Below are 21086 nucleotides of genomic sequence, written 5' to 3'. Positions count from 1 at the left end.
GCGCGCGTGGACCCGCGCTTGAGCAGGGCGCGAACCCGCCCGCCCTCTTCCCGCCCGCTATAGGGCGACTGCGTCGGCCGGCTGACGCGTCAGCAGTGCCATCAGGCGCGCCAGCTCCTCGCGCAGCTTGCGGCGATCGACGATCATGTCGACCGCGCCCTTTTGCAGCAGGAATTCCGCGCGCTGGAAGCCTTCAGGCAGCTTTTCGCGCACCGTCTGTTCGATCACGCGCGGGCCGGCGAAGCCGATCAGCGCCTTCGGCTCGGCAATCACCACGTCGCCGAGGAACGCGAAACTCGCCGATACGCCGCCCATCGTCGGATCGGTCAGTACCGAGATAAACGGCAGCTTCGCTTCGGCGAGGCGCGTCAGCATCGCGGTGGTTTTGGCCATCTGCATCAGCGACAGCAGGCTTTCCTGCATCCGTGCGCCGCCCGAAGCGGTAAAGCAGATGAACGGCACCTGCTGCTCGAGCGCGTTCTGTGCGCCGCGCGCGAAACGCTCGCCGACCACCGAGCCCATCGAGCCGCCCATGAACGAGAATTCGAAGCAGGCCACCACCACCGGCAACGTATGGATCGCACCGCCCATCACGACCATCGCGTCGGTTTCGTCGGTTTCGTCGATGGCTTCTTTCAGGCGGTCCGGATACTTGCGGCTGTCCTTGAACTTCAGCGCGTCGACCGGCACGATTTCCTGGCCGATTTCATAGCGGCCTTCCGCGTCCAGCAACCCGTCGAGCCGCTCGCGCGCGCCGATCCGCATATGGTGGTCGCACTTCGGGCATACGTGCAGGTTCGCCTCGACGTCGTTGCGGTACAACACCGCTTCGCACGACGGGCACTTGATCCACAGGCCTTCCGGAATACCTTTGCGGTTTTTCGGATCGGTTTGCTTGATCTTCGGCGGCAACAGTTTGTCGAGCCAGCTCATTCTGATTTTCTCCAGGTCTTCGGTGCGGGCGGCCGCCACTGCGGCCGCCGTTGCACTGACGACGAATTGGTGTTGAATCGGCAGCGCGCCGCCAGCATTTGACGCGTTTTACCGCATTCTTACCAGGTTTCTGCCGGGTTTTATCGCTTGCCGGCGCCGATGCTGTCGATGGCCTCGCGAATTTCGCTGATGAAGCGCGTCAGCGCGTCGACAGCTGCTTCGGGCGCCGCTTCTTCCAGCAGGTTCACGATCCGGCTGCCGATCACCACCGCATCGGCCACTTCAGCCACGGCGCGCGCCGACTGGGCGTCCCGAATACCGAAACCGACACCGACCGGCAGCGCAACCTTCGACTTGATCGCCGGCATTTTACCTGCGATGTCGACTACGTCCAGATTTCCAGCGCCGGTAACGCCCTTCAAAGATACATAGTAGACATAGCCGCTCGCTACTGCTCCAACCGCGGCGATGCGCGCCTCGGTGGAGGTCGGCGCCAGCAGGAAAATCGGATCGATGCCCGAACTTTTCATTGTTTCGGCGAAATTAGCCGATTCTTCGGGCGGATAGTCGACCACCAGCACACCGTCGACGCCCGCTTCGGTCGCCGCTTTTGCGAACGCGTCGGCACCCATCCGCTCGATCGGATTCGCATAGCCCATCAGCACGACCGGGGTCGTGCTGTTGCGCTCGCGAAAGCGCTTCACGTCGGCAAGCACATCGCGCAGCGTCACGCCTTTGGCTAGCGCACGCTCCGACGAGCGCTGGATCACCGGGCCGTCGGCCATCGGGTCCGAAAACGGCACGCCAAGCTCGATGACGTCGGCGCCGCCCGCGACCAGCGCGTGCATCAGATCGACGGTGCGCGCCGGATCGGGGTCACCGGCGGTGATGAACGGGATCAGACCTTTTTTGTTCTGCTCGGCCAGTGCCGCAAAAGTACTTTTGATTCGGGACATGTTGAATTCTCTCGAAGTCGACTACTGCGCGAATGCCGCGCCGGCGCTTTCTCTTTCTGCTAAGCGCCGGCCGTGGCAACCGGTGCGGACGCGGCTAAACTGACGCGTTCGCGCGCTATCGCGCAGTAACTTTCATTGATCTCATAGCCGACGAACTGGCGCTGCTGACGCGCGCAAGCAACCGCGGTGGTGCCGCTACCCATGAACGGATCGAGCACGCGGCCGCCCGACGGGCAACTCGCCAGCACCATCCGTTCGACGATTTCCAGCGGCTTCTGGGTCGGATGATCGACCCGCTCCGCATGCTGGCGGTGCAGACGCGACACCGACCAGACGTCCTTGGGGTTGTAGCCCATCTCCAGCCACTTGCTGCCTTCGAACAACTTGCGCGAACGCGCCTTCTTCGTGACGGCATCGTAAGGGATGCGGACGGGATCGAGATCGAAGTAATAATCCTTCGACACCGCGAACAGACCGATGTTGTCGTGCACCGACGTGAAACGCCGGGTCGTACCGCCCATGCTCGGCACGCGCCGGTCCCAGATGATCTCGTTGACCATCGTGAGACGCGACTTCAGAAACACGAAGATTTCCGGCGCGTACTGCCATGTGCAAAAAATGTACAGCGAACCGCTCGGCTTGAGCTTCGGAATGGCCAGTTCCAGCCATTCGCGCGTCCACCCGAGAAAATCGTCGCCGGAACGCATGTCCGAGTCGTTGCCGTAATCCTTGCCGAGCCCGTACGGCGGGTCGGCAAGGATCAGGTCGATCGATTGGTCCGGCAGATTCGCTGCATCGGTCAGGAAATCGCGGTTGTGCAGTTCGATGCCGGGAGGCAACGACAGCAGCGGCGCGTGGTGGGGCGTGACGATAGCGGGCGGCGCCTCGACGGCGGCGTCCACTGTTGCCACGTTCACTTGCGCCGCAGCTTCCGCTGCCGGCACGGCCGCGTCGGCCGGGTCGGCCGACGCTGTCGTATCCAGCGTCGACTGCGGCTCGTCGAACTCGTCGCGCATCGCGGCGGCGCTCAGAACGTGATGCCCGATCGCTCGGCGACCGTATGCATGTCCTTGTCGCCGCGGCCCGACAGATTCACCAGCAGGACCTTGTCCTTCGGCAACGTCGGCGCGAGCCTGGTCGCATAGGCGATCGCGTGGCTCGACTCGAGTGCCGGAATGATGCCCTCGATGCGGCAGCATTCATGGAACGCCTTCAGCGCCTCTTCGTCGGTGATCGACACGTATTGCGCGCGGCCGCTGTCCTTCAGCCACGCGTGTTCCGGCCCGACACCCGGGTAGTCGAGGCCGGCGGAGATCGAATGCGTTTCGATGATCTGGCCGTTGTCGTCCTGCAACAGGTAAGTGCGGTTGCCGTGCAGCACACCCGGTGTGCCAGCGGTCAGCGAGGCCGCGTGGTGGCCGGTATCGATCCCATCACCAGCCGCTTCGACGCCAATCAACTGCACCGAAGTGTCCTCAACGTACGGGTAAAAGATACCCATCGCATTCGAACCACCGCCAATACACGCGATGACCGCGTCCGGCTGGCGGCCCGTCAGCTCCGGCATCTGCACCTTGCATTCGTCGCCGATCACGCGCTGGAAGTCGCGCACCATCATCGGGTACGGATGCGGGCCCGCCACCGTACCGATGATGTAGAACGTGTTCTCGACGTTGGTCACCCAGTCGCGCATCGCTTCGTTCAGCGCGTCCTTCAGCGTGCGCGAGCCGGATTCCACCGGCACCACCGTCGCGCCGAGCAACTTCATCCGGTACACGTTGGCCGCCTGGCGCTTGATGTCTTCGGCGCCCATGTAGACCACGCACTCCATGCCGAAGCGCGCGGCGATCGTCGCCGTGGCGACGCCGTGCTGGCCGGCGCCCGTTTCCGCGATCACGCGCGGCTTGCCCATGCGTTTTGCCAGCAGCGCCTGGCCGATCACGTTGTTGATCTTGTGCGCGCCCGTGTGATTCAGGTCTTCGCGCTTCAGATAGATCTGCGCGCCGCCGAGCAGCTGGCTCCAGCGTTGTGCGTGGTAAATCGGGGAAGGACGACCTACGAAATGCTTCAGTTCGCGCTGATATTCGGCGATGAAATCAGCGTCTTGCTGGGATTTTTCGTATGCGATGCGCAGTTCGTCGATTGCCTGAAACAGCGTTTCGGCCACGAACACGCCACCATACTGGCCGAAATGGCCACGTTCATCGGGTAAATTGTACATATCGTCACTCGTTTCAGTTTGCGGGCACAGCGTTGGATAAAACGCCTGTGCCGTCTGAATCATCCAGCGTCCGCTTCTCGCACTGCGCGCACGAACGCCGCCATCCGGGCGTGATCCTTCACGCCCTTCGCGCCCGGTACTTCGATGCCGCTTGAGACATCGACCGCGTACGGGCGCACGCGACGTATGGCGTCACTGACGTTTTGCGCGTTCAACCCACCACTCAAAACGGCCCGACGCGCGAGCTCTGCTGGAATAAGTGACCAATCGAAAACCTTCCCGCCGCCGCCATAGCCTTCGACATGGGTGTCGAATAGAAAGCCACTGGCAGCCGAATAGTTAAGCGCCGATTCTAACAAATCGGCCGGATTAGTATCGGCTTGCACGCGCAACGCCCGCAACCATGACAAACCCGCGATGCCGGCGAGCGCTTCGCACTGCTCCGGCGTCTCGTCGCCATGGAACTGCAGCAGCGTGAGCGATACGTTGCTGGCCACCTCACGCATCCAGTCCGGCGTCGCGTTGACGAACAGCCCGACCACCGAAACGAACGGCGGCACGTCGCGGGTCAGTTCGACCGCTTGCGCGACGCTCAGCGCGCGCGGGCTCGGCGGATAGAACACCAGGCCGATCGCGTCGGCGCCGAGGTCGACCGCGCATTCCACGTCGGACGGTTTCGACAGGCCACACAACTTGATGCGGGTGCGGCGCGCTAGGGTGTTGCCGGCTTCCGCCGGCTGGTTCGAGGTTGTGTTCATGATCAGGATTCGTCGTTCCAGACGCTGCTCCACGGCACGCTGCCGGTCTGCGCGGCAGGCACCGCAAATTCGGCCGGATAACCCACCTTCGCGAGATAGAGGCCATCGGGCATGAAGGTCGGCGCAGCGCGGTTGCGCTCGCGGCTCGCCAGCACCTCGGCGAGCCAGTCGACAGGATAACGCCCGCGGCCGATCGCCACGAGGCAACCCATCAGATTGCGAACCATGTGGTGCAAGAACGCATTGGCGCGAAACCGCAGGTGGATAAAGTCGCCTTGCGTGCGCACGTCGATCTGATGCAGATGCTTGACCGGCGTTTTCGCCTGGCAATCCGACGAGCGGAACGCAGAAAAATCGTGCTCGCCGATCAGGCAGGCGGCCGCGGCGCGCATCGCGTCGACGTCGAGCGGGGTGTGCACCCAGCCCGCGCGGCCCGACAGCATCGGCGAACGCACCGGGTGCACGTACAGCGCGTAGTAGTAGGTCCGCTCGAACGCGGAGAAGCGCGCGTGAAACGTGTCGGGCATCGGCTTGGCCCATTGCACCGCGACCGTCGACGGCAAGAACGCGTTAGTGCCGCGCACCCATGAAAAATCGGTGCGCTCGAGTTCCGTGTCGAAGTGGACCACCTGGCCCAAGCCATGCACGCCAGTATCGGTGCGGCCTGCTACCACCGTCTGCAGCGGCGTCTGCGCGAATTCACGCAGCGCGCGCTCCAGTTCGTCCTGCACCGTTTTGCCGTGCGGCTGCGACTGCCAGCCGCAAAACGCCGTCCCGTCGTACTGCAGACCGAGTGCGATGCGCATTACGAAAGCGGCGCGAGCGTCGACAGCAACGCGCGGGCGTCGTTGCGCGTGGCCGCGTCATTCGATTCGATCACTTCGTTGATCAGCGTGCGCGCGCCGGCCACATCGCCGAGCTGGATATATTCGGCGGCCAGATCGAGCTTGTTGCGTGCGATACGTGCGAGCTCTTCCGGCGTGAAAGTCGGCAACGGCTCGGCAGCGGCGCCGGACGGCAGTTCGAGGTCGAAATCGAGCTTCAGCGGACCGTAGTTCGCGGCGCCCATGCCGGCGATCGCACCGGCGCCGGCGGTGCCGGCCTCGATTTCATCGCCGACGCGCGGCGCTTGCGGTTCGTGCTGCGGTATCGCTTGCCGTGCGGTGATTTCGGGTTCGACTACCGGCTGCGTGCTGAGTGAGGCCGGTGGCGTGATCGGCGTGCCTGGCGCGGCTTCGGCGCGCGGCGGCAGCGTCATGTCGAGGCTGTTCAGTGCATCGAGCGCGGCGCGTGGGAAGGGCAGCGGAGCGTTGGGGGTTGTGTCGGCTTCGGTTCGCTCCGGGTGCGGTACGTCGGGCGTGGTGGAGGCTTCGGCTATGTCTTCGTGCGATGGCGCGGCAGCGGCTGTGGTGCTGGCAGGCGGATGGACTGACGTTGACGGTTGCAGGTCTGCATCTGCCCACGCGTCCGGGTGATCTGCCAAGAGCGGTGTCTCGGTCGCTGCGGTCGACGGCGGTGCCGGATGAGCGTGTGACCGTGCTTCGTCTTCGAGGATTTGCGGCGACTCTTCAGCCAACGACGGCAACTCCGCGCGTTCGTCATCGACTGTCGGTTCTTCCTCTTCTGCTTCTTCTGCGAACGGTTGCTGCGGCGCCGACGCCGCAGCGACGTGAGGTAGATCCAAGGTCAAGTCCGGCACTTCGTGTGCGGGAGTCGCAGCGGCAGGATGCGCAGCTTCCGGCGGTTCGTGCAGTTCCGGGCCGCTGTCTCGTGACGGCGTCGTAGCGCGTGCTTCGTCCGTGGCGTCCGCCGCTGGAGCCTGCAAATCCGGCTCGTGGTACGCGTGCTGTGTCTGTGCGTCCGCGTCGTCGTTGCGATCTTCTTGTGGCGTTTTGGGCTGACCGACGTGTGCAGTTGCGGCGTCCGGGTCGCGCGCGCCGATCGCGGCCGCGCCGAGGCCGGCAGCCGCCGCAGCAGCCGCTGCCTGGCCGACAACCGATGCCCCTGCCAGCGGCATCTCAACCGTCCGGTGCGCGGAAGCCGCCTGCCCAAATGTCACGTCCTGTTCGCCTGCTGGCGAATCGGGTGCTGCCGTGGGCTTTTGGCTTACTTCGCCGGATGCCGACCGATCCCGCGCGTGCGGGTCGGTGTCGTCATCGCGCGCCATCTCGCCATACGCACTCGTTGCAGCCTGCCCGCTGTGCGGCGGCGCGACGGGCGCATCTTCTTGGGTCGCAGCGCGCGCTGCATCATCCGCCGCAGCAGCCTGCTTGCGGCGCCGCATCGCAAAGCCAGCGACCACGGCCGCGAGCACAGCGCCGATCAGCGCCGCCACGCCGACATACCCTTCCTTCGGCATCGAAGACGATGCAGCGACGCCCTGCGCCGCCGTCGGCGCCGGTGCGCGATTCGTCGCAGCTGCCGATGCCCCCGTCGGACCCGACACGCCCGACGGCGGCACCGCCGCCTGACCACCCGCTGCCGCAGCCCCACTCGTCGCTTGCGGCGCAGCCGGCGGCTTGCCGCCGATACCGTGCTTCTGCAATTCCATCAGCACGCGGTTTTTCAACGCGAGCAGTTGCTGCAGGCTGGAAACCTGTGCACGCGGTTGCGATGCTGCCGGCGCCGCGCCAGCCGCGCTTGCCGATCCGTTAGCCGCGGCCGCGCTGCCGCCCGCCGCTGGCGTCGCCTGAATCGAGCCGGTCCACACGTGCTCGCCGCTCGCCGCAGCGTTTTGCGCGGCGGTGGCACTAGCGCTAGCGCCCGCGGCCTGCGCAGCAGACGCTCCCGCCGCAGCCGGATTCGCGGACTGAGCCGAACTTGCCGCGGCATTCGCCGCAGAGGCCGCTAAAGGTGCGCTGGCCGCTGCGCTCACCGGCGCTGAAGCCGTTGTTGCTGACGTTGCCACAGCAGTTGCCGCAGCGGCAGCCGAACCTGCCTGCGCCGCTGCACCGCCAGGCGCACTCGCGGACGTCGCGGCCGCGGAAGCCGGAGCAGTTGCACCCACAGCTGCTGTCGGACCGTGCGCTGCCCCCGCGCCAGTCCCCGAAGCAGGCGCAACAGCAGCCGGTGCGCCGCCCACACCGCCAGCGGAAGCCGCCGCGCCCGCTACGGCTGCACCACTTGCCGGCGCAGCCGCACTGCCGTTCGGCGCAGAAGCGCCACCCGCCGTCGCGGCCCCAACCACCGCGCCGGTCGAATCGAGTTGCGGCACGTTCAACGTCGCACCCAGCCTCAGCAAGCTTGGATCGTTGCGCATAAACGCGCCGGGATTCGCCTCGAACAGCGCACGCGCCGCCCGCGCGAGCACGGCCTTCTCGTGCGATTGCGTGACTGCAACCGCGATGTCGTTCAGCGATTGCCCGGGCTTGACGGTCACCTGGCTAGCCGCACCACTGGCACCACTAGCACCGCTGGCACCACTCGCGCCGCTCACCGCAGCGGCACTAGACGCCGCTGTGCCAGCGCCACTCGCCGCCGCACCCTGCGCGACGCACGGCCCCGCCGACACCAGCAGTGCCGCAGCCACCACCATTGCGCGCAGCTGCACGCGCTCACCTGTTGCGGCTGACGTTGCGGCTGACAGCATCGACAGTCGGACGATCATCGGATCCTTTAGCGCGCCATTGCGCAGTTTTTGTTTGCGATGCCTGTTGGCGATGAACGAAGACAAGATTGGGAACACACAATGAAAAAAGCGCCGCGAGAACCGCGACGCCTTTGGATTACGCTTCGATTAATACGCGTCGGAAGCGCGTAGTTTACTTTACTTGTCGAGCAGAATGCGCAGCATGCGGCGCAGCGGTTCGGCGGCACCCCACAACAACTGGTCGCCAACCGTGAACGCCGACAGATACTCGCCGCCCATCGCCAGCTTGCGCACCCGGCCGACCGGCACCGTCAGCGTACCGGTAACCACCGCCGGCGACAGATCGCGGATCGACGCTTCGCGCTCGTTCGGCACGACCTTCACCCAGTCGTTTGCCGACGCGAGAATCTCGTTCACTTCGTCGAGCGGCACGTCCTTCTTCAGCTTGATGGTCAGCGCCTGCGAGTGGCAGCGCATCGCGCCGATGCGCACACACAGGCCATCTACCGGAATCGAGCCCGGCTCGCCCATCGCCGGCTTGCCGAGAATCTTGTTCGATTCGGCGCCGCCCTTCCACTCTTCCTTCGACATGCCGTTGCCGAGATCCTTGTCGATCCACGGAATCAGCGAGCCCGCGAGCGGCACGCCGAAATGCTCAGTTGGCATGCCGTCGCCATTCATCGTGGCGAGCACCTTGCGGTCGATGTCGAGAATTGCCGAAGCCGGATTCGCCAGATCGGCTTGCACCGCACCGTGCAGCGTGCCCATCTGCGACAGCAGTTCGCGCATGTTCTGCGCACCCGCGCCCGATGCGGCCTGATACGTCATCGCCGTCATCCAGTCGATCAGGTTTTCGCGGAACAGGCCGCCCAGCGCCATCAGCATCAGGCTGACCGTGCAGTTGCCGCCGATAAAGTTTTTCTGCCCCTTCACCAGCGCGTTCTTGATGACATCGAGGTTGACCGGATCGAGCACGATCACCGCGTCGTCCTTCATGCGCAGCGACGATGCCGCATCGATCCAGTAGCCGCTCCAGCCGGCCGCGCGCAGCTTCGGGAAGATTTCGTTGGTGTAGTCGCCGCCCTGGCAGGAGATGATCGCATCGCACTTCTTCAGGTCGTCGATGCTATTGGCGTCTTTGAGTGTGGTCTCGTTTTTCGCAAACGACGGCGCTTTGCCGCCCGCGTTGCTGGTGCTGAAGAACACCGGTTCGATCAGATCGAAATCGCCTTCCTGTTGCATACGTTGCATCAGGACGCTGCCGACCATGCCGCGCCAACCTACGAGACCTACGTTCATGACTTGATACCCTTGGAAAGGACGCTTCCCCGCAACTTTACCCGGCGTGACCGCGCGGGGAAGACGGGCGGGCACGGCGGACGATCAGCGCTTCGTGATCGTTTTCGGGGTAATCGTTTTAATGGCGGTAATGGCGAGTTCGATCGCACGGGCCGTTGTGCCGTGCTTGCTCGAAACCGTAACGATTTGAGGAATCTGCGCCATCCCGTGAATATACACGAAAACCCTATGCGGGCACGTTGCCCGGCACGTTTTGCGCATGAAAATGGCGGCAAACGCGGCCCATTCATGCAGCACGTTATAAAACCGTAAGCAAAAAACCAGGGCTGAAAAAAAGCCGGCTCAGCGCCGGCTTCGTTCAGCTTTGCATCAAAGGGCTGCGACCACCGCGTCACCCATTGCCGCGGTGCCGACCTGCTGGCAACCCGGCGTCAGGATGTCGCCGGTGCGGTAGCCCTGCTCGAGCACCTGCTTCACCGCGTTCTCGATGCGCTCGGCCTGATCCGCCTTGTTCAGCGAATAGCGCAGCATCATCGCTGCCGACAGGATGGTTGCGAGCGGATTGGCCACGCCCTTGCCCGCGATATCCGGCGCCGAACCGTGCGACGGCTCGTACAAGCCCTTGTTGCTCTTGTCGAGCGACGCCGACGGCAGCATGCCGATCGAACCGGTCAGCATCGCCGCTTCGTCGGACAGGATGTCGCCGAACATGTTGCCGGTGACGACCACGTCAAACGCCTTCGGCGCCTTCACGAGCTGCATCGCTGCGTTGTCGACATACATGTGCGACAGCTCGACGTCCGTGTATTCCTTCGCGACGTCGATCATCACGTCGCGCCAGAACTGCGACGTTTCGAGCACGTTCGACTTGTCGACCGAGCACAGCTTCTTGCCGCGCTTTTGCGCTGCCTGGAACGCGACGTGTGCGATGCGGCGCACTTCCGGCTCCGAATAACGCATCGTGTCGAAGCCTTCCTTTGCGCCCGCGAACGGGCCGTCCGGTGCGTCGCGCAGGCCGCGCGGCGCGCCGAAATAAATGTCGCCGTTCAACTCGCGCACGATCAGGATGTCGAGACCCGAAACGATTTCCGGCTTCAGCGACGAAGCACCCGTCAGCTGCGGATAGCAGATCGCCGGACGGAAGTTCGCGAACAGCTGCAGATGCTTGCGCAGGCCGAGAATTGCCTGCTCCGGGCGCAGCGCGCGCTCGAGCTTGTCGTACTTCCAGTCGCCGACCGCGCCGAACAGGATCGCATCGGCTTCCTTCGCGAGCTTCAGCGTCGCGTCCGGCAGCGGATGGCCCGATGCTTCGTAGCCCGCGCCACCCACCGGCGCTTCTTCGAGTTCGAATTTTTCGCCAAGCTTGTGCAGAACCTTGACGGCTTCCTTGACGATCTCCGGGCCGATCCCGTCGCCGGGCAATACAGCAATCTTCATGCGGATTCCTTGTGGATTGTTCCGAAAGCGGCGCTTAACGCACCAGCCGGTTGTTCAACCACGGCTGCTTCGTGAGCCGCTCTGCTTCGTACTGACGAATGAGGTCCGACTGGCGCAGCGTGAGGGCGATATCGTCGAAGCCGTTCAGCAGGCAGTACTTGCGGAACGCGTCCACTTCGAACGGATACTCGGCGCTGCCGTCGGTCGTGCGCACGACCTGCTTGTCCAGATCGATGATCAGATTGAAGCCGACGAACGCGTTGGTCTCGTTGAACAGATGATCGACCTGCTGTTCGGTCAACACGACCGGCAGCAGGCCGTTCTTGAAGCAGTTGTTATAGAAAATATCTGCGAAGCTCGGCGCGATGATCGCGCGAAAGCCGTACTGCTGCAGCGCCCACGGCGCGTGCTCGCGCGAGCTGCCGCAGCCGAAGTTCTGGCGCGCGAGCAGCACTGATGCACCTTGATAACGCTGCTGGTTCAACACGAAGTCCGGATTCAGCGGACGCTTCGAGTTGTCCTTGCCCGGTTCGCCGTGATCGAGGTAACGCCACTCGTCGAATGCGTTCGGGCCGAAGCCGGTGCGCTTGATCGACTTCAGGAACTGCTTCGGGATGATCGCATCGGTGTCGACGTTTTCGCGGTCGAGCGGCGCGACGAGGCCGGTATGTACGGTGAATTTATCCATGACGCTCTATGCCTGTTCAAGGCCGCGGCGCACGCCCCGCGCGTTTCGCAAAACGCACGTGAAAGCAGTTGCGCCGGCGGCGATTCGGGATCCGCTTACTTGGAAGCCTTGTTGCTGATCGACCCACCGAGATGCTGCAGGTCTTCACCGAAGCCGTTCACCGTGTTGCAGCCGGCGAGGCCGAGCAGCAGCCCGGCCAGCGTTGCCAGTGCGAAGCGGCGCAGTATCACGACGTGATCGATGTGTTTCATGGTGCCTGTTATCCCAGCTTGCGAATATCGACGAAATGCCCTTCGATGGCAGCCGCGGCAGCCATCGCGGGGCTCACGAGGTGCGTGCGTCCGCCCGCACCCTGGCGGCCTTCGAAGTTACGGTTCGATGTCGATGCGCAACGTTCGCCCGGCTCCAGACGATCCGAGTTCATCGCGAGGCACATCGAGCAGCCCGGCTCACGCCATTCGAAACCGGCGTCGGTGAACACCTTGTCGAGGCCTTCGCGTTCGGCTTGCGCCTTGACCAGGCCCGAGCCCGGCACGACCATCGCCAGACGGATATTCGGCGCAACGCGGCGGCCCAGTTTCCGCACGACCCATGCGGCCGCGCGCAGATCTTCGATACGCGCGTTGGTGCACGAACCGATGAAGATCTTGTCCGGCTGGATGGCTTCGATCGGCTGGTTCGGTTCGAGCGCCATGTAACGCAGCGCGCGTTCGATTGCATCGCGCTTGACCGGATCTTTTTCGCGCTCAGGATCAGGCACGCGGCCATCGACCGACGTGACCATTTCCGGCGACGTGCCCCACGTGACCTGCGGCACGATCTCGGCCGCGTTCAGTTCGACCACGCGGTCGAAGTGCGCGCCCGGATCCGACGTGAACTGCTTCCAGTACGTGACGGCCTGATCCCACTCGACGCCGGTCGGCGAGAACGGGCGGCCTTTCAGGTACTCGACGGTCGTATCGTCGACAGCGACCATGCCGGCGCGCGCGCCCGCTTCGATCGCCATATTGCACACCGTCATGCGGCCTTCCATCGACAATGCGCGCATCGTCGAGCCGCCGAATTCGATCGCGTAACCGGTGCCGCCCGCTGTACCGATCTTGCCGATGATCGCCAGCACGATGTCCTTCGCGGTACAACCGCGCGGCAGCGGGCCTTCGACCTTCACCAGCATGTTCTTGCTCTTCTTTTGCAGCAGCGTCTGCGTGGCCAGCACGTGCTCGACTTCCGAGGTGCCGATGCCGTGCGCCAGCGCGCCGAATGCGCCGTGCGTAGACGTATGCGAATCGCCGCAGACGATCGTCATGCCCGGCAGCGTCGCGCCCTGCTCCGGCCCGATGATGTGCACGATACCCTGACGCATATCGTTCATCTTGAACTGCGTGATGCCGAACGCGTCGCAGTTCGCGTCGAGCGTGTCGACCTGCAGCTTCGACACCGGATCGGCAATGCCGTGGCTGCGGTCGGTGGTCGGCACGTTGTGATCGGACACCGCCAGATTCGCGCTGATGCGCCACACCGGGCGCTCGTGCAGCTTCAGGCCTTCGAACGCCTGCGGGCTGGTGACTTCATGCAGCAGATGGCGGTCGATATACAACAACGTCGTACCGTCTTCTTCGGTGTGGACCACGTGGGTGTTCCACAATTTGTCGTAAAGAGTCTGTGCCATGGTATGCGGGGTCGTTATAACTACGGGGCAAAACTACGGGCCATGCGGGTCGGTCAATTATGCCACGCAAATCTGGGGCTTTGCGCACAAAACTCAAGAAAAGCGATAAGAAACAAGGGGTTAAGCTGGTAGTTCCAGTACCTGTATCGGCGTTACCCGGCAGCGGGCCGCAAACGCCGGGCAACGCATCGCGTGCGTCACTTTCCGCAGGCGGCTATGGGATAATCGCCGTTTGCCCGCCGTGCGGCTCGACCACGCATCGCTGCGGGCAAGTGTGGGCCTTGCTTCGATGGCCCGCTTCCTTTCGGCAATCTTTCTCGAACCAGCACAATGCCCACATACCGTTCCAAGACCTCCACCGCCGGCCGCAACATGGCGGGCGCGCGCTCGCTGTGGCGCGCCACCGGCATGAAAGACGAAGACTTCTCGAAGCCGATCATCGCGGTGGTCAATTCGTTCACCCAGTTCGTGCCGGGCCACGTGCACCTGAAAGACCTCGGGCAACTGGTCGCGCGCGAGATTGAGGCGGCGGGCGGCGTAGCAAAAGAATTCAACACGATCGCCGTCGACGACGGCATTGCGATGGGCCACGACGGCATGCTGTATTCGCTGCCGAGCCGCGACATCATTGCGGATTCGGTCGAGTACATGGTCAACGCGCACTGCGCCGACGCGATGGTGTGCATCTCGAACTGCGACAAGATCACGCCGGGCATGCTGATGGCCGCGATGCGCCTGGACATTCCGGTGATCTTCGTGTCCGGCGGCCCGATGGAAGCCGGCAAGACGCGTCTGGCGAACCCCGTCACCAAGGCGATCGAAATCCGCAAGGTCGACCTGATCGACGCGATGGTGATCGCGGCCGACGACAAGTATTCCGACGCCGACGTGGCCGAAGTCGAACGCTCCGCGTGCCCGACTTGCGGCTCGTGCTCGGGCATGTTCACCGCCAACTCGATGAACTGCCTGACTGAAGCGCTGGGCTTGTCGTTGCCGGGTAACGGCACGGTAGTGGCCACGCACGCAGACCGCGAGCAACTGTTCAAGCGCGCCGGGCGCCGCATCGTCGAGCTGGCCCGCCAGTACTACGAGCAGGACGATGCGCGCGTGTTGCCGCGTTCGGTCGGCTTCAACGCGTTCGAAAACGCGATGACGCTCGACATCGCGATGGGCGGTTCGACCAACACGATCCTGCACTTGCTGGCGATTGCGCGCGAAGCCGGCATCGACTTCACGATGGCCGACATCGACCGCCTGTCGCGCACCGTGCCGCAGTTGTGTAAGGTGGCGCCGAACACCAACAAGTACCACATCGAAGACGTGCATCGCGCGGGCGGCATCATGGCGATCCTCGGCGAGCTCGATCGCGCCGGCAAGCTGCACACCGATGCGCCCACCGTGCACGCGCCGACGCTGAAAGATGCGCTGGATCAATGGGACATCGTGCGCACCGAAGACGCAGCGGTGCGCAAGTTCTACATGGCGGGTCCGGCCGGCGTGCCGACGCAGATCGCGTTCAGCCAGGACACGCGCTGGCCGAGCCTCGATCTCGACCGTGCCGACGGCTGCATCCGCTCGTACGAACATGCGTTCTCGAAGCAAGGCGGTCTTGCGGTGCTGACCGGCAATATCGCGCTCGACGGCTGCGTGGTGAAGACCGCCGGTGTCGACGAAAGCAATTTCCTGTTCGAAGGCACCGCGCATGTAACCGAATCGCAGGATGAAGCAGTGGAAAACATCCTGAACGACAAGGTCAAGGCCGGCGATGTGGTGATCGTGCGTTACGAAGGCCCGCGCGGCGGCCCCGGCATGCAGGAGATGCTGTATCCGACCAGCTACATCAAGTCGAAAGGCCTCGGCAAAGCCTGCGCGCTGCTGACCGATGGGCGTTTCTCGGGTGGCACGTCGGGCCTGTCGATCGGCCATTGCTCGCCGGAGGCGGCAGCCGGTGGCGCGATCGGCCTCGTGCGCAACGGCGACAAGATCCGCATCGACATTCCGAATCGCACGATCGACGTGCTGGTGTCCGATGAAGAACTCGCGCGTCGCCGCGAAGAGCAGAACGCGCTTGGCTGGAAGCCTGCCAAGCCGCGGCCGCGCAAGGTGTCCGGCGCGCTGAAGGCCTATGCGAAGCTGGTGATGTCCGCTGACAAGGGCGCTGTGCGTGATCTGTCCTTGCTGGACGATTGATCGGTTGATCGGCGGTGTGTTGCGTGCCGGTTGATATCGACATGCAACACACCGCCCGTTGCACACGAAGCTCAGGAGTTCAACGTACGCAGCGTACGCAACGTATGTTCAACCCGCACGTTTCGCAATCCTCGCGATCAGTTCATCCACGCGCGCCAGGAATAGCTTCAGGATCGGCGACGTATTGCTCGCGCTATACCCCACCATCAGTTCGATAGTCGGCACATCGCCCGCTAAAGACCGGCTGACCACCGACCACGGCATCAGGTTCTGCACGTAAGCCGGTATCAGCGTCACCCCTCGCAGCGAAGCGATCAACGACATCACCATCGCCGGGTTGTCGACGCTTTGCACCACGTCGACTTCGACACCCGCTCCGGCCAGATAGCCATCGACAAGCTGCCGCAGCACCTTGGCCTTGTCCGCCATCGCAATGAACGGCTCATGCCGAAGGTCTTCAGGACGCACCACCTGGCGCGCCGTCAGCGGATGGTCGCTCGGCATCAGCACGACCAGCGGCTCCTCGATCACCGCCTTGTATTCGAGGCCGTAGCCGGGTTCGGCGCGCATGAAGGCCACATCGAGCTTGCCGTGTGCCAACGCACTGGCCAGCTCCGTCGAGTAGTCGCTCGACACCGTCACTTCGATATTCGGCAATTCCTCGCGCAGCAGATGCATCGCGTCGGTCAGCCACGTCATCTCCTGCCCGGTCAGAAAGCCCAGCGCGAAACGCGGCTTGGCCGGCAGCGCCGCGCGCCGCGCCGCTGCCACCGCGGCGTCGACCTGAGCGATCGCAAGCCGCGCGTGATCGATAAAGGCCTGGCCCGCCTCGGTCAGATCGACGCCGCGCGCGCTGCGGCGTAGCAGTTCCACGCCGACCTGATCTTCCAGATCGCGTATCTGCCGGCTCAGCGACGGTTGCGACGTGTGCAGCCGTTTCTCCGCGGCCTCGGTGAGGCTGCCGGTCTCGGCGACCGCAATGAAATACCGCAAATGGCGTAGCTCCATCGACCCCTCCCATGCCTGCGAGGCACGGCGGCCCGCACACCGATCCCGAGTGGGTGACGTTTAACTAGGACGAGAAGCGCTTCGAACTGGTGTCGGACAAGGCCAATGCTACGCGGCGCATGATCGAGCTTTACTGTGAAGGTTATGGAGCGATGGCGCTTACACGCGTCATGCGCGATGAAGGATATGAGTTCGGCGGGCGCTTCCCGACGAACCGTGTGAGCCGTCTGGTTTCCTATCGGGCCCTCATTGGTGAGAAGGTGGTCACTGCCAAAGGCCAGCCCTTCGTGTTGGAGGGATACTATGGCGACGCCGTGTTGATCTCGGCAGAGAAGTTCGAGGAGTTGCAGCACGTCGTGTCGAAACGCGGGACGCGGAAGGTCAAAAGCGAACTACCGGGTGTCGTGACGGGGCTACGCCTGCTGTGGTGTGGTCACTGCCAGCAGATGATGGTTGGCCAGAATCAGCTGAAGGAAGAGAACCGGCTGGCGGACGGCACGTTCCGGATCGGCGCGCGACGGCTGCGTTGCGGAAGCTACTATCGGCTTGCGGTGAAGTGTAAAGGTGGCGAGTCCTGTTCGGCGGTACCCGTCGAGCACGCCATCATGAAGTACTGCTCGGACCAGATGAACCTCGACCGGCTACTGGCCACCAAAGGCAAACCCGACGCGCGCATCGCTGCGCTCACCAAACAGCGGGCCGAGCTTGCAAAAGTCGAGTCACGGCTCGCAGAGGTTCAGCAGGCGATAGAAAGCGGCAGCAGCAGCGTTATCACGCTCATCAGGGCGGCGGAAACGCTGGAGGAACAACAGCGCCAGCAGCGCGAGCGCGTGGCGACGCTCGAGCGCGAGATCGCGGTCGACCAACGCGGCAAACGGTCGACCGCCGAGGCATGGGCGGCGTTGAAGGAGGACGTCCGGCTGCTCGATTATGATGCGCGTATGAAGGCACGCCAGCTTGTGGTCGATACGTTCGATCGTATCGAGGTCTACATAAAGGGAGCGGCGGCCGACCAGCCGAACGTCCTTCGCCTGCATCTCACCTCCAAGAGCGGAATCGTCCAGGAGATCGAGATCGACTCCCTCAGCGGTGAGCGAATCGATGAGCAACGTTTCAAATTAAAGGATATCGAAGGCAGGGAAAAGCCGGCTCGGGCGCCACGCCCACGCATGCTCAAATCGCCAGTCGCGTAGCTTTGAGGTGCAAGACTAGAGGATAATTCGTGTCACGGCGAAGCGAGTAACCAGCGATGCTCGATGCACGGCAACTTGCCGAAGGGATGAACCACACTACAGTGATGGCCAGCCTGATTTGCGCCGGTTAGGGATTCTTCAATGTTCGCAGCTTTAAGTGTTCGCGCTTCGGCACTGTTCGAGCAAACGCTACGCGATTTGCATAATCACACACCGCTATGGAACAAAGGCCGCGACGTGTTTCCATGGAGAAGCAGAGCGGGCAATTTTGATGCCTTAGATTAAGAGAACGTGGTTTCGTCGCAATGTCATTGTGATTCTAAACGTCACCACTCGTTATAGAATCGCCACCGAATTGCTATGGAAAATTACGCCGCTGTGCCACTCCGGTGCAACGAAAAAAACTAAAGATAGGGTCTCGTCATGGGGAAAAAAATCGCGATTCTTGCAGGCGTTGCCGACTACAAACGCGACGAGGATAAGCTGGCCTTTTGTAAGATCGACGTCGATCTCATGAAGCAAGCTTTGTCCAGGAAGGCGTTTAATTGTGAGTCAAAAGTCGATCATGATCTACGCCCATTGATCAATGTTCTCAAGAACGTCGCGGCCGACGCCGCAAGTCCCGAAGACACTATCTTATTTTATTTCTCCGGTCACGGCGTAGAAGTCTTGGGCGAGCAATTCTTGTTGGGAAGAGACGGAAGCCTCGCTTCACTCGATCATGCACTTAACTATGGCGACGTCATTCGTCTATCAGAGGTGCTCGATGCCCTATCACCGTCGCAAGCGCTAAAACTTGTTGTTGTTGACGCATGCCGTACTGCGACAGAAATCCGAAAAGACGAGATAGAGAAGTTTGGCCATAACATCCTTGAACAACGTCGCGCTGCCTTTCAACATACTGCAAACTGCGTTGTTGCATTCGCGTCGGCAGATGGACAAAAGTCCAGAGGCGACGACGGACGGGGCAGCCTGTTTACAGTGGAATTGGCACGACAACTCGCGAATTACAACTGTGATTTTCTTCACGCTGTGCAGAAATCGATCACCCATCTTCGAAGCAAGAACGCTGCTCAAATACCTTGGGTGTACGCGTCGACCTATTCGAGTATTGTTCCCGACCGACTGCGTATTCATAAGTCGCCTGTAACGACGCACCAGCGCCACGTCGCAAAAAGATTCATTGGCTTTTCAGTAGGCGAGATACATGGGTTAGCCGAAAATAGATTGGTCAAGTTCATTGGCCAAAAATGGAGCGTCGTGGGGACGATCAAAAACTGCGGAAACATTGTCGCGGCTTCGTTCGCGGAAGCGAATCTTCGGCTGGCCGCGGTGCGAGGCACAACCGCCTATTCGATGGTCCCGCCTATGGTTTCCACTGGTGGGCCTAATGGTCATCACCTAGAACTCCGGAAAGTCGGGGCCTCGAATCTGTCTCAAGCGTTCGGCGTTTCAATGTCTCCGGAGGGAGACCGATTTGCCGTGTATGGCGAACCGAACGCAGGCGCTTTAGGAATTGCGTGTTGGTCCATTGACGACTCATCCAAGTCCAAACGATTACAACTCGAAGGGCTTCCCGATGGTCAATGCAATGCCGCTTTTTGGATAAATTCGACAGAGGGTTTTGCTTCCTTCTCTAGGACTGAATCTGAGCGAAGCTCTATCTACTCCTTCAAGATGGAAGACGAAAGAAAAATTCTCGGATCGATCATTTCGATCATCGAGTCGCGAGTTACTGCCTTGCAATTCGTATCACCAAATGTCGTATGGGCTGGCAATACTACTGGAGCGTTAGTCAAGATCGTTTTGGATGAGTCAGATACGCTCACCTTAAGTCGCGAGCACCCACTAAGTTCCAACCGCCTGCGTTCATTCAAGAAAGGCTGGAAGGGTATCGGCGACGACTACATGGAAACATCGAAAGCCGTTAGCAAACTAGTGCTTCATCCGTCGATTCAGGTCTTGGCAGTAACATATTACGATCAGTCTGTCGCATTCGTCGATCTTGAGTCTGAGACATATATGGATGCGATTCCGGCTGCGGATTACCCACGATATCAACCTGTCGCTCGCACCCACAAGAACTCCTTTTTTGCTCTTCAAGGGTTTGAGGGAACCGAGTTCGAATTTGTGTCGCCTTAGCGGAGGCTTTCAGTCGACTGCTTTGGATCGTCTTTGGATTGACGACGACTGAATATAGTCGGCTCCAACACCCAGACTTGCGGACTAAACGTGCGTTGGGCGTGACCGCCCCGCGCAGGTCCGGCACCCGACAACCAACCGAGACCTTCGACTATCAAAGTCACGGCAGCGGCGGGCTTTTTCTAGCCGCTGTGTATACGCAGGCGGTCGACCAAGATCGTTTCGGTGAGTTGGTCGATTTGTCATTTAATTGCTCGCCGAATCCGTCAAGGACAGTTGCTTCGTCGACATTCGGCAAAATCGACCAGGTCCACGAGATTCGGAGGGTTACGCGAGCCCATAATGCACCTCCAGACTGTAGAAGTGCGCATGAAATGCTTTCTTAGTGTGGGAGGGATGCTGTGTGTGATTATTCACGACACTTACACCCGACCATTAGTCGTTGCGTTTGACGGGGTGCTCGTCCATGAACCAGTCGGCGGCGAGTGAGATCAGCGCGGAGCGATCCAGCCCGCCGCGTCGCCTGCGATACGCATCGATGCGCTCGAGCACCTCGGGCGGAACGGTGGTACTGATCTTGACGCGCGGACAATCGTCCTCTTCGACAGGTACGGACGATCGTTCGGCATTTTTCTTTGCAGTCGTGGGAGCCTCGTAGTGAACACGAGACGGCACTATAGCAACGGCAGAAGCGGTTTTTTCCCAGATTAAGCATTGGATGCTCCCCCTGGCCAAACCGGGTATGCCGACCGACACACCAGCAGCGGCAAAAAATGCGCTTTCGCGCCCCTCGGTCTCCTCTTTGCTTCGTTGTCGTCTATAGCCTTGCGAGTTCGGCCTGCATGCGTGCGAGCCGTTCGCCGCGCGTTCGGTCCTTGTCTCGCTGACGCGACTCCAGTGTAAGCGAGTTCTCAGCACCGTCTGGAACTGAGCATTGAGTTTGGCTACTTTGGTGTCCACCAAATTTTATAGTGGGCGCAATCGTGGACAGACCAGCACAAGC

The 21086-nt window shown here is 62.1% G+C and carries 17 protein-coding genes; 3 read left to right on the top strand and 14 right to left on the bottom strand.

Translation table 11 applies throughout. The annotated features are described in order from the left end of the window. Positions 1-57 precede the first annotated feature (57 nt). The 12 genes from accD to leuC form a co-directional block, all read right to left on the bottom strand. A complete protein-coding gene (gene accD / locus ACYVNQ_RS08245) occupies positions 58-933 on the bottom strand; it encodes an acetyl-CoA carboxylase, carboxyltransferase subunit beta (RefSeq protein WP_460902008.1) in 876 nt (291 codons plus the stop codon). Positions 934-1073: 140 nt separating this feature from the next. Beyond that, positions 1074-1889 (bottom strand): tryptophan synthase subunit alpha, encoded by an 816-nt coding sequence (gene trpA, locus ACYVNQ_RS08240; protein WP_460902007.1) that lies wholly within the window; start codon positions 1887-1889, stop codon positions 1074-1076. Between the two features lie 59 nt (positions 1890-1948). Continuing rightward, positions 1949-2905, bottom strand: coding sequence for a DNA-methyltransferase (locus ACYVNQ_RS08235; protein WP_460902006.1), 957 nt, complete (start codon positions 2903-2905; stop codon positions 1949-1951). 11 nt (positions 2906-2916) lie between these two features. Next, a complete protein-coding gene (gene trpB / locus ACYVNQ_RS08230; protein WP_460902005.1) occupies positions 2917-4110 on the bottom strand; it encodes a tryptophan synthase subunit beta in 1194 nt (397 codons plus the stop codon). Positions 4111-4169: 59 nt separating this feature from the next. After that, entirely contained in the window at positions 4170-4868 is a 699-nt protein-coding gene (locus ACYVNQ_RS08225) for a phosphoribosylanthranilate isomerase (protein WP_460902164.1), read from the bottom strand. 2 nt (positions 4869-4870) lie between these two features. Then, on the bottom strand, positions 4871-5674 hold the full coding sequence (truA, locus tag ACYVNQ_RS08220) for a tRNA pseudouridine(38-40) synthase TruA (protein ID WP_460902004.1): 804 nt from the start codon (positions 5672-5674) through the stop codon (positions 4871-4873). After that, positions 5674-8475 carry a FimV/HubP family polar landmark protein gene (locus ACYVNQ_RS08215; RefSeq protein WP_460902003.1) on the bottom strand — a complete coding sequence of 934 codons (2802 nt, stop codon included), beginning with the start codon at positions 8473-8475 and terminating at the stop codon, positions 5674-5676. The genes truA and ACYVNQ_RS08215 overlap by 1 nt, the downstream gene beginning before the upstream one ends. Before the next feature lie 159 nt (positions 8476-8634). Next, positions 8635-9756, bottom strand: coding sequence for an aspartate-semialdehyde dehydrogenase (asd, locus tag ACYVNQ_RS08210; protein WP_460902002.1), 1122 nt, complete (start codon positions 9754-9756; stop codon positions 8635-8637). Positions 9757-10125: 369 nt separating this feature from the next. Then, positions 10126-11193, bottom strand: coding sequence for a 3-isopropylmalate dehydrogenase (gene leuB, locus ACYVNQ_RS08205; protein ID WP_460902001.1), 1068 nt, complete (start codon positions 11191-11193; stop codon positions 10126-10128). 34 nt (positions 11194-11227) lie between these two features. Beyond that, positions 11228-11881: a 3-isopropylmalate dehydratase small subunit gene (gene leuD, locus ACYVNQ_RS08200; RefSeq protein ID WP_460902000.1), complete on the bottom strand. Its 654-nt coding sequence runs from the start codon at positions 11879-11881 to the stop codon at positions 11228-11230. Positions 11882-11976: 95 nt separating this feature from the next. Then, the gene (locus ACYVNQ_RS08195) at positions 11977-12132 is read right to left on the bottom strand and encodes an entericidin A/B family lipoprotein (protein WP_460901999.1); all 156 of its coding nucleotides are present in this window, start codon (positions 12130-12132) and stop codon (positions 11977-11979) included. An 8-nt stretch (positions 12133-12140) separates the two neighbouring features. Next, positions 12141-13550, bottom strand: a complete 1410-nt coding sequence (gene leuC / locus ACYVNQ_RS08190) for a 3-isopropylmalate dehydratase large subunit (protein WP_460901998.1) — start codon at positions 13548-13550, stop codon at positions 12141-12143. A 330-nt stretch (positions 13551-13880) separates the two neighbouring features. On the opposite strand from leuC, the gene ilvD reads away from it, so the two are divergent. Then, positions 13881-15740 carry a dihydroxy-acid dehydratase gene (gene ilvD / locus ACYVNQ_RS08185; RefSeq protein WP_460901997.1) on the top strand — a complete coding sequence of 620 codons (1860 nt, stop codon included), beginning with the start codon at positions 13881-13883 and terminating at the stop codon, positions 15738-15740. Between the two features lie 108 nt (positions 15741-15848). Here the strand turns inward: ilvD and ACYVNQ_RS08180 are convergent, their stop codons facing one another. After that, a complete protein-coding gene (locus ACYVNQ_RS08180; RefSeq protein WP_460901996.1) occupies positions 15849-16748 on the bottom strand; it encodes a LysR family transcriptional regulator in 900 nt (299 codons plus the stop codon). An 89-nt stretch (positions 16749-16837) separates the two neighbouring features. On the opposite strand from ACYVNQ_RS08180, the gene ACYVNQ_RS08175 reads away from it, so the two are divergent. After that, positions 16838-17941, top strand: a complete 1104-nt coding sequence (locus ACYVNQ_RS08175) for a recombinase family protein (RefSeq protein WP_460901995.1) — start codon at positions 16838-16840, stop codon at positions 17939-17941. A gap of 423 nt (positions 17942-18364) precedes the next feature. Further along, on the top strand, positions 18365-20083 hold the full coding sequence (locus ACYVNQ_RS08170; protein ID WP_460901994.1) for a caspase family protein: 1719 nt from the start codon (positions 18365-18367) through the stop codon (positions 20081-20083). Positions 20084-20518: 435 nt separating this feature from the next. Here the strand turns inward: ACYVNQ_RS08170 and ACYVNQ_RS08165 are convergent, their stop codons facing one another. Further along, positions 20519-21043: a hypothetical protein gene (locus ACYVNQ_RS08165; RefSeq protein WP_460901993.1), complete on the bottom strand. Its 525-nt coding sequence runs from the start codon at positions 21041-21043 to the stop codon at positions 20519-20521. Positions 21044-21086: the final 43 nt, after the last annotated feature.

Source organism: Paraburkholderia jirisanensis, assembly GCF_054782355.1.
The sequence above is the reverse complement of the archived record's forward strand: the minus strand, read 5'-3'. Positions and strand labels throughout refer to the sequence as shown.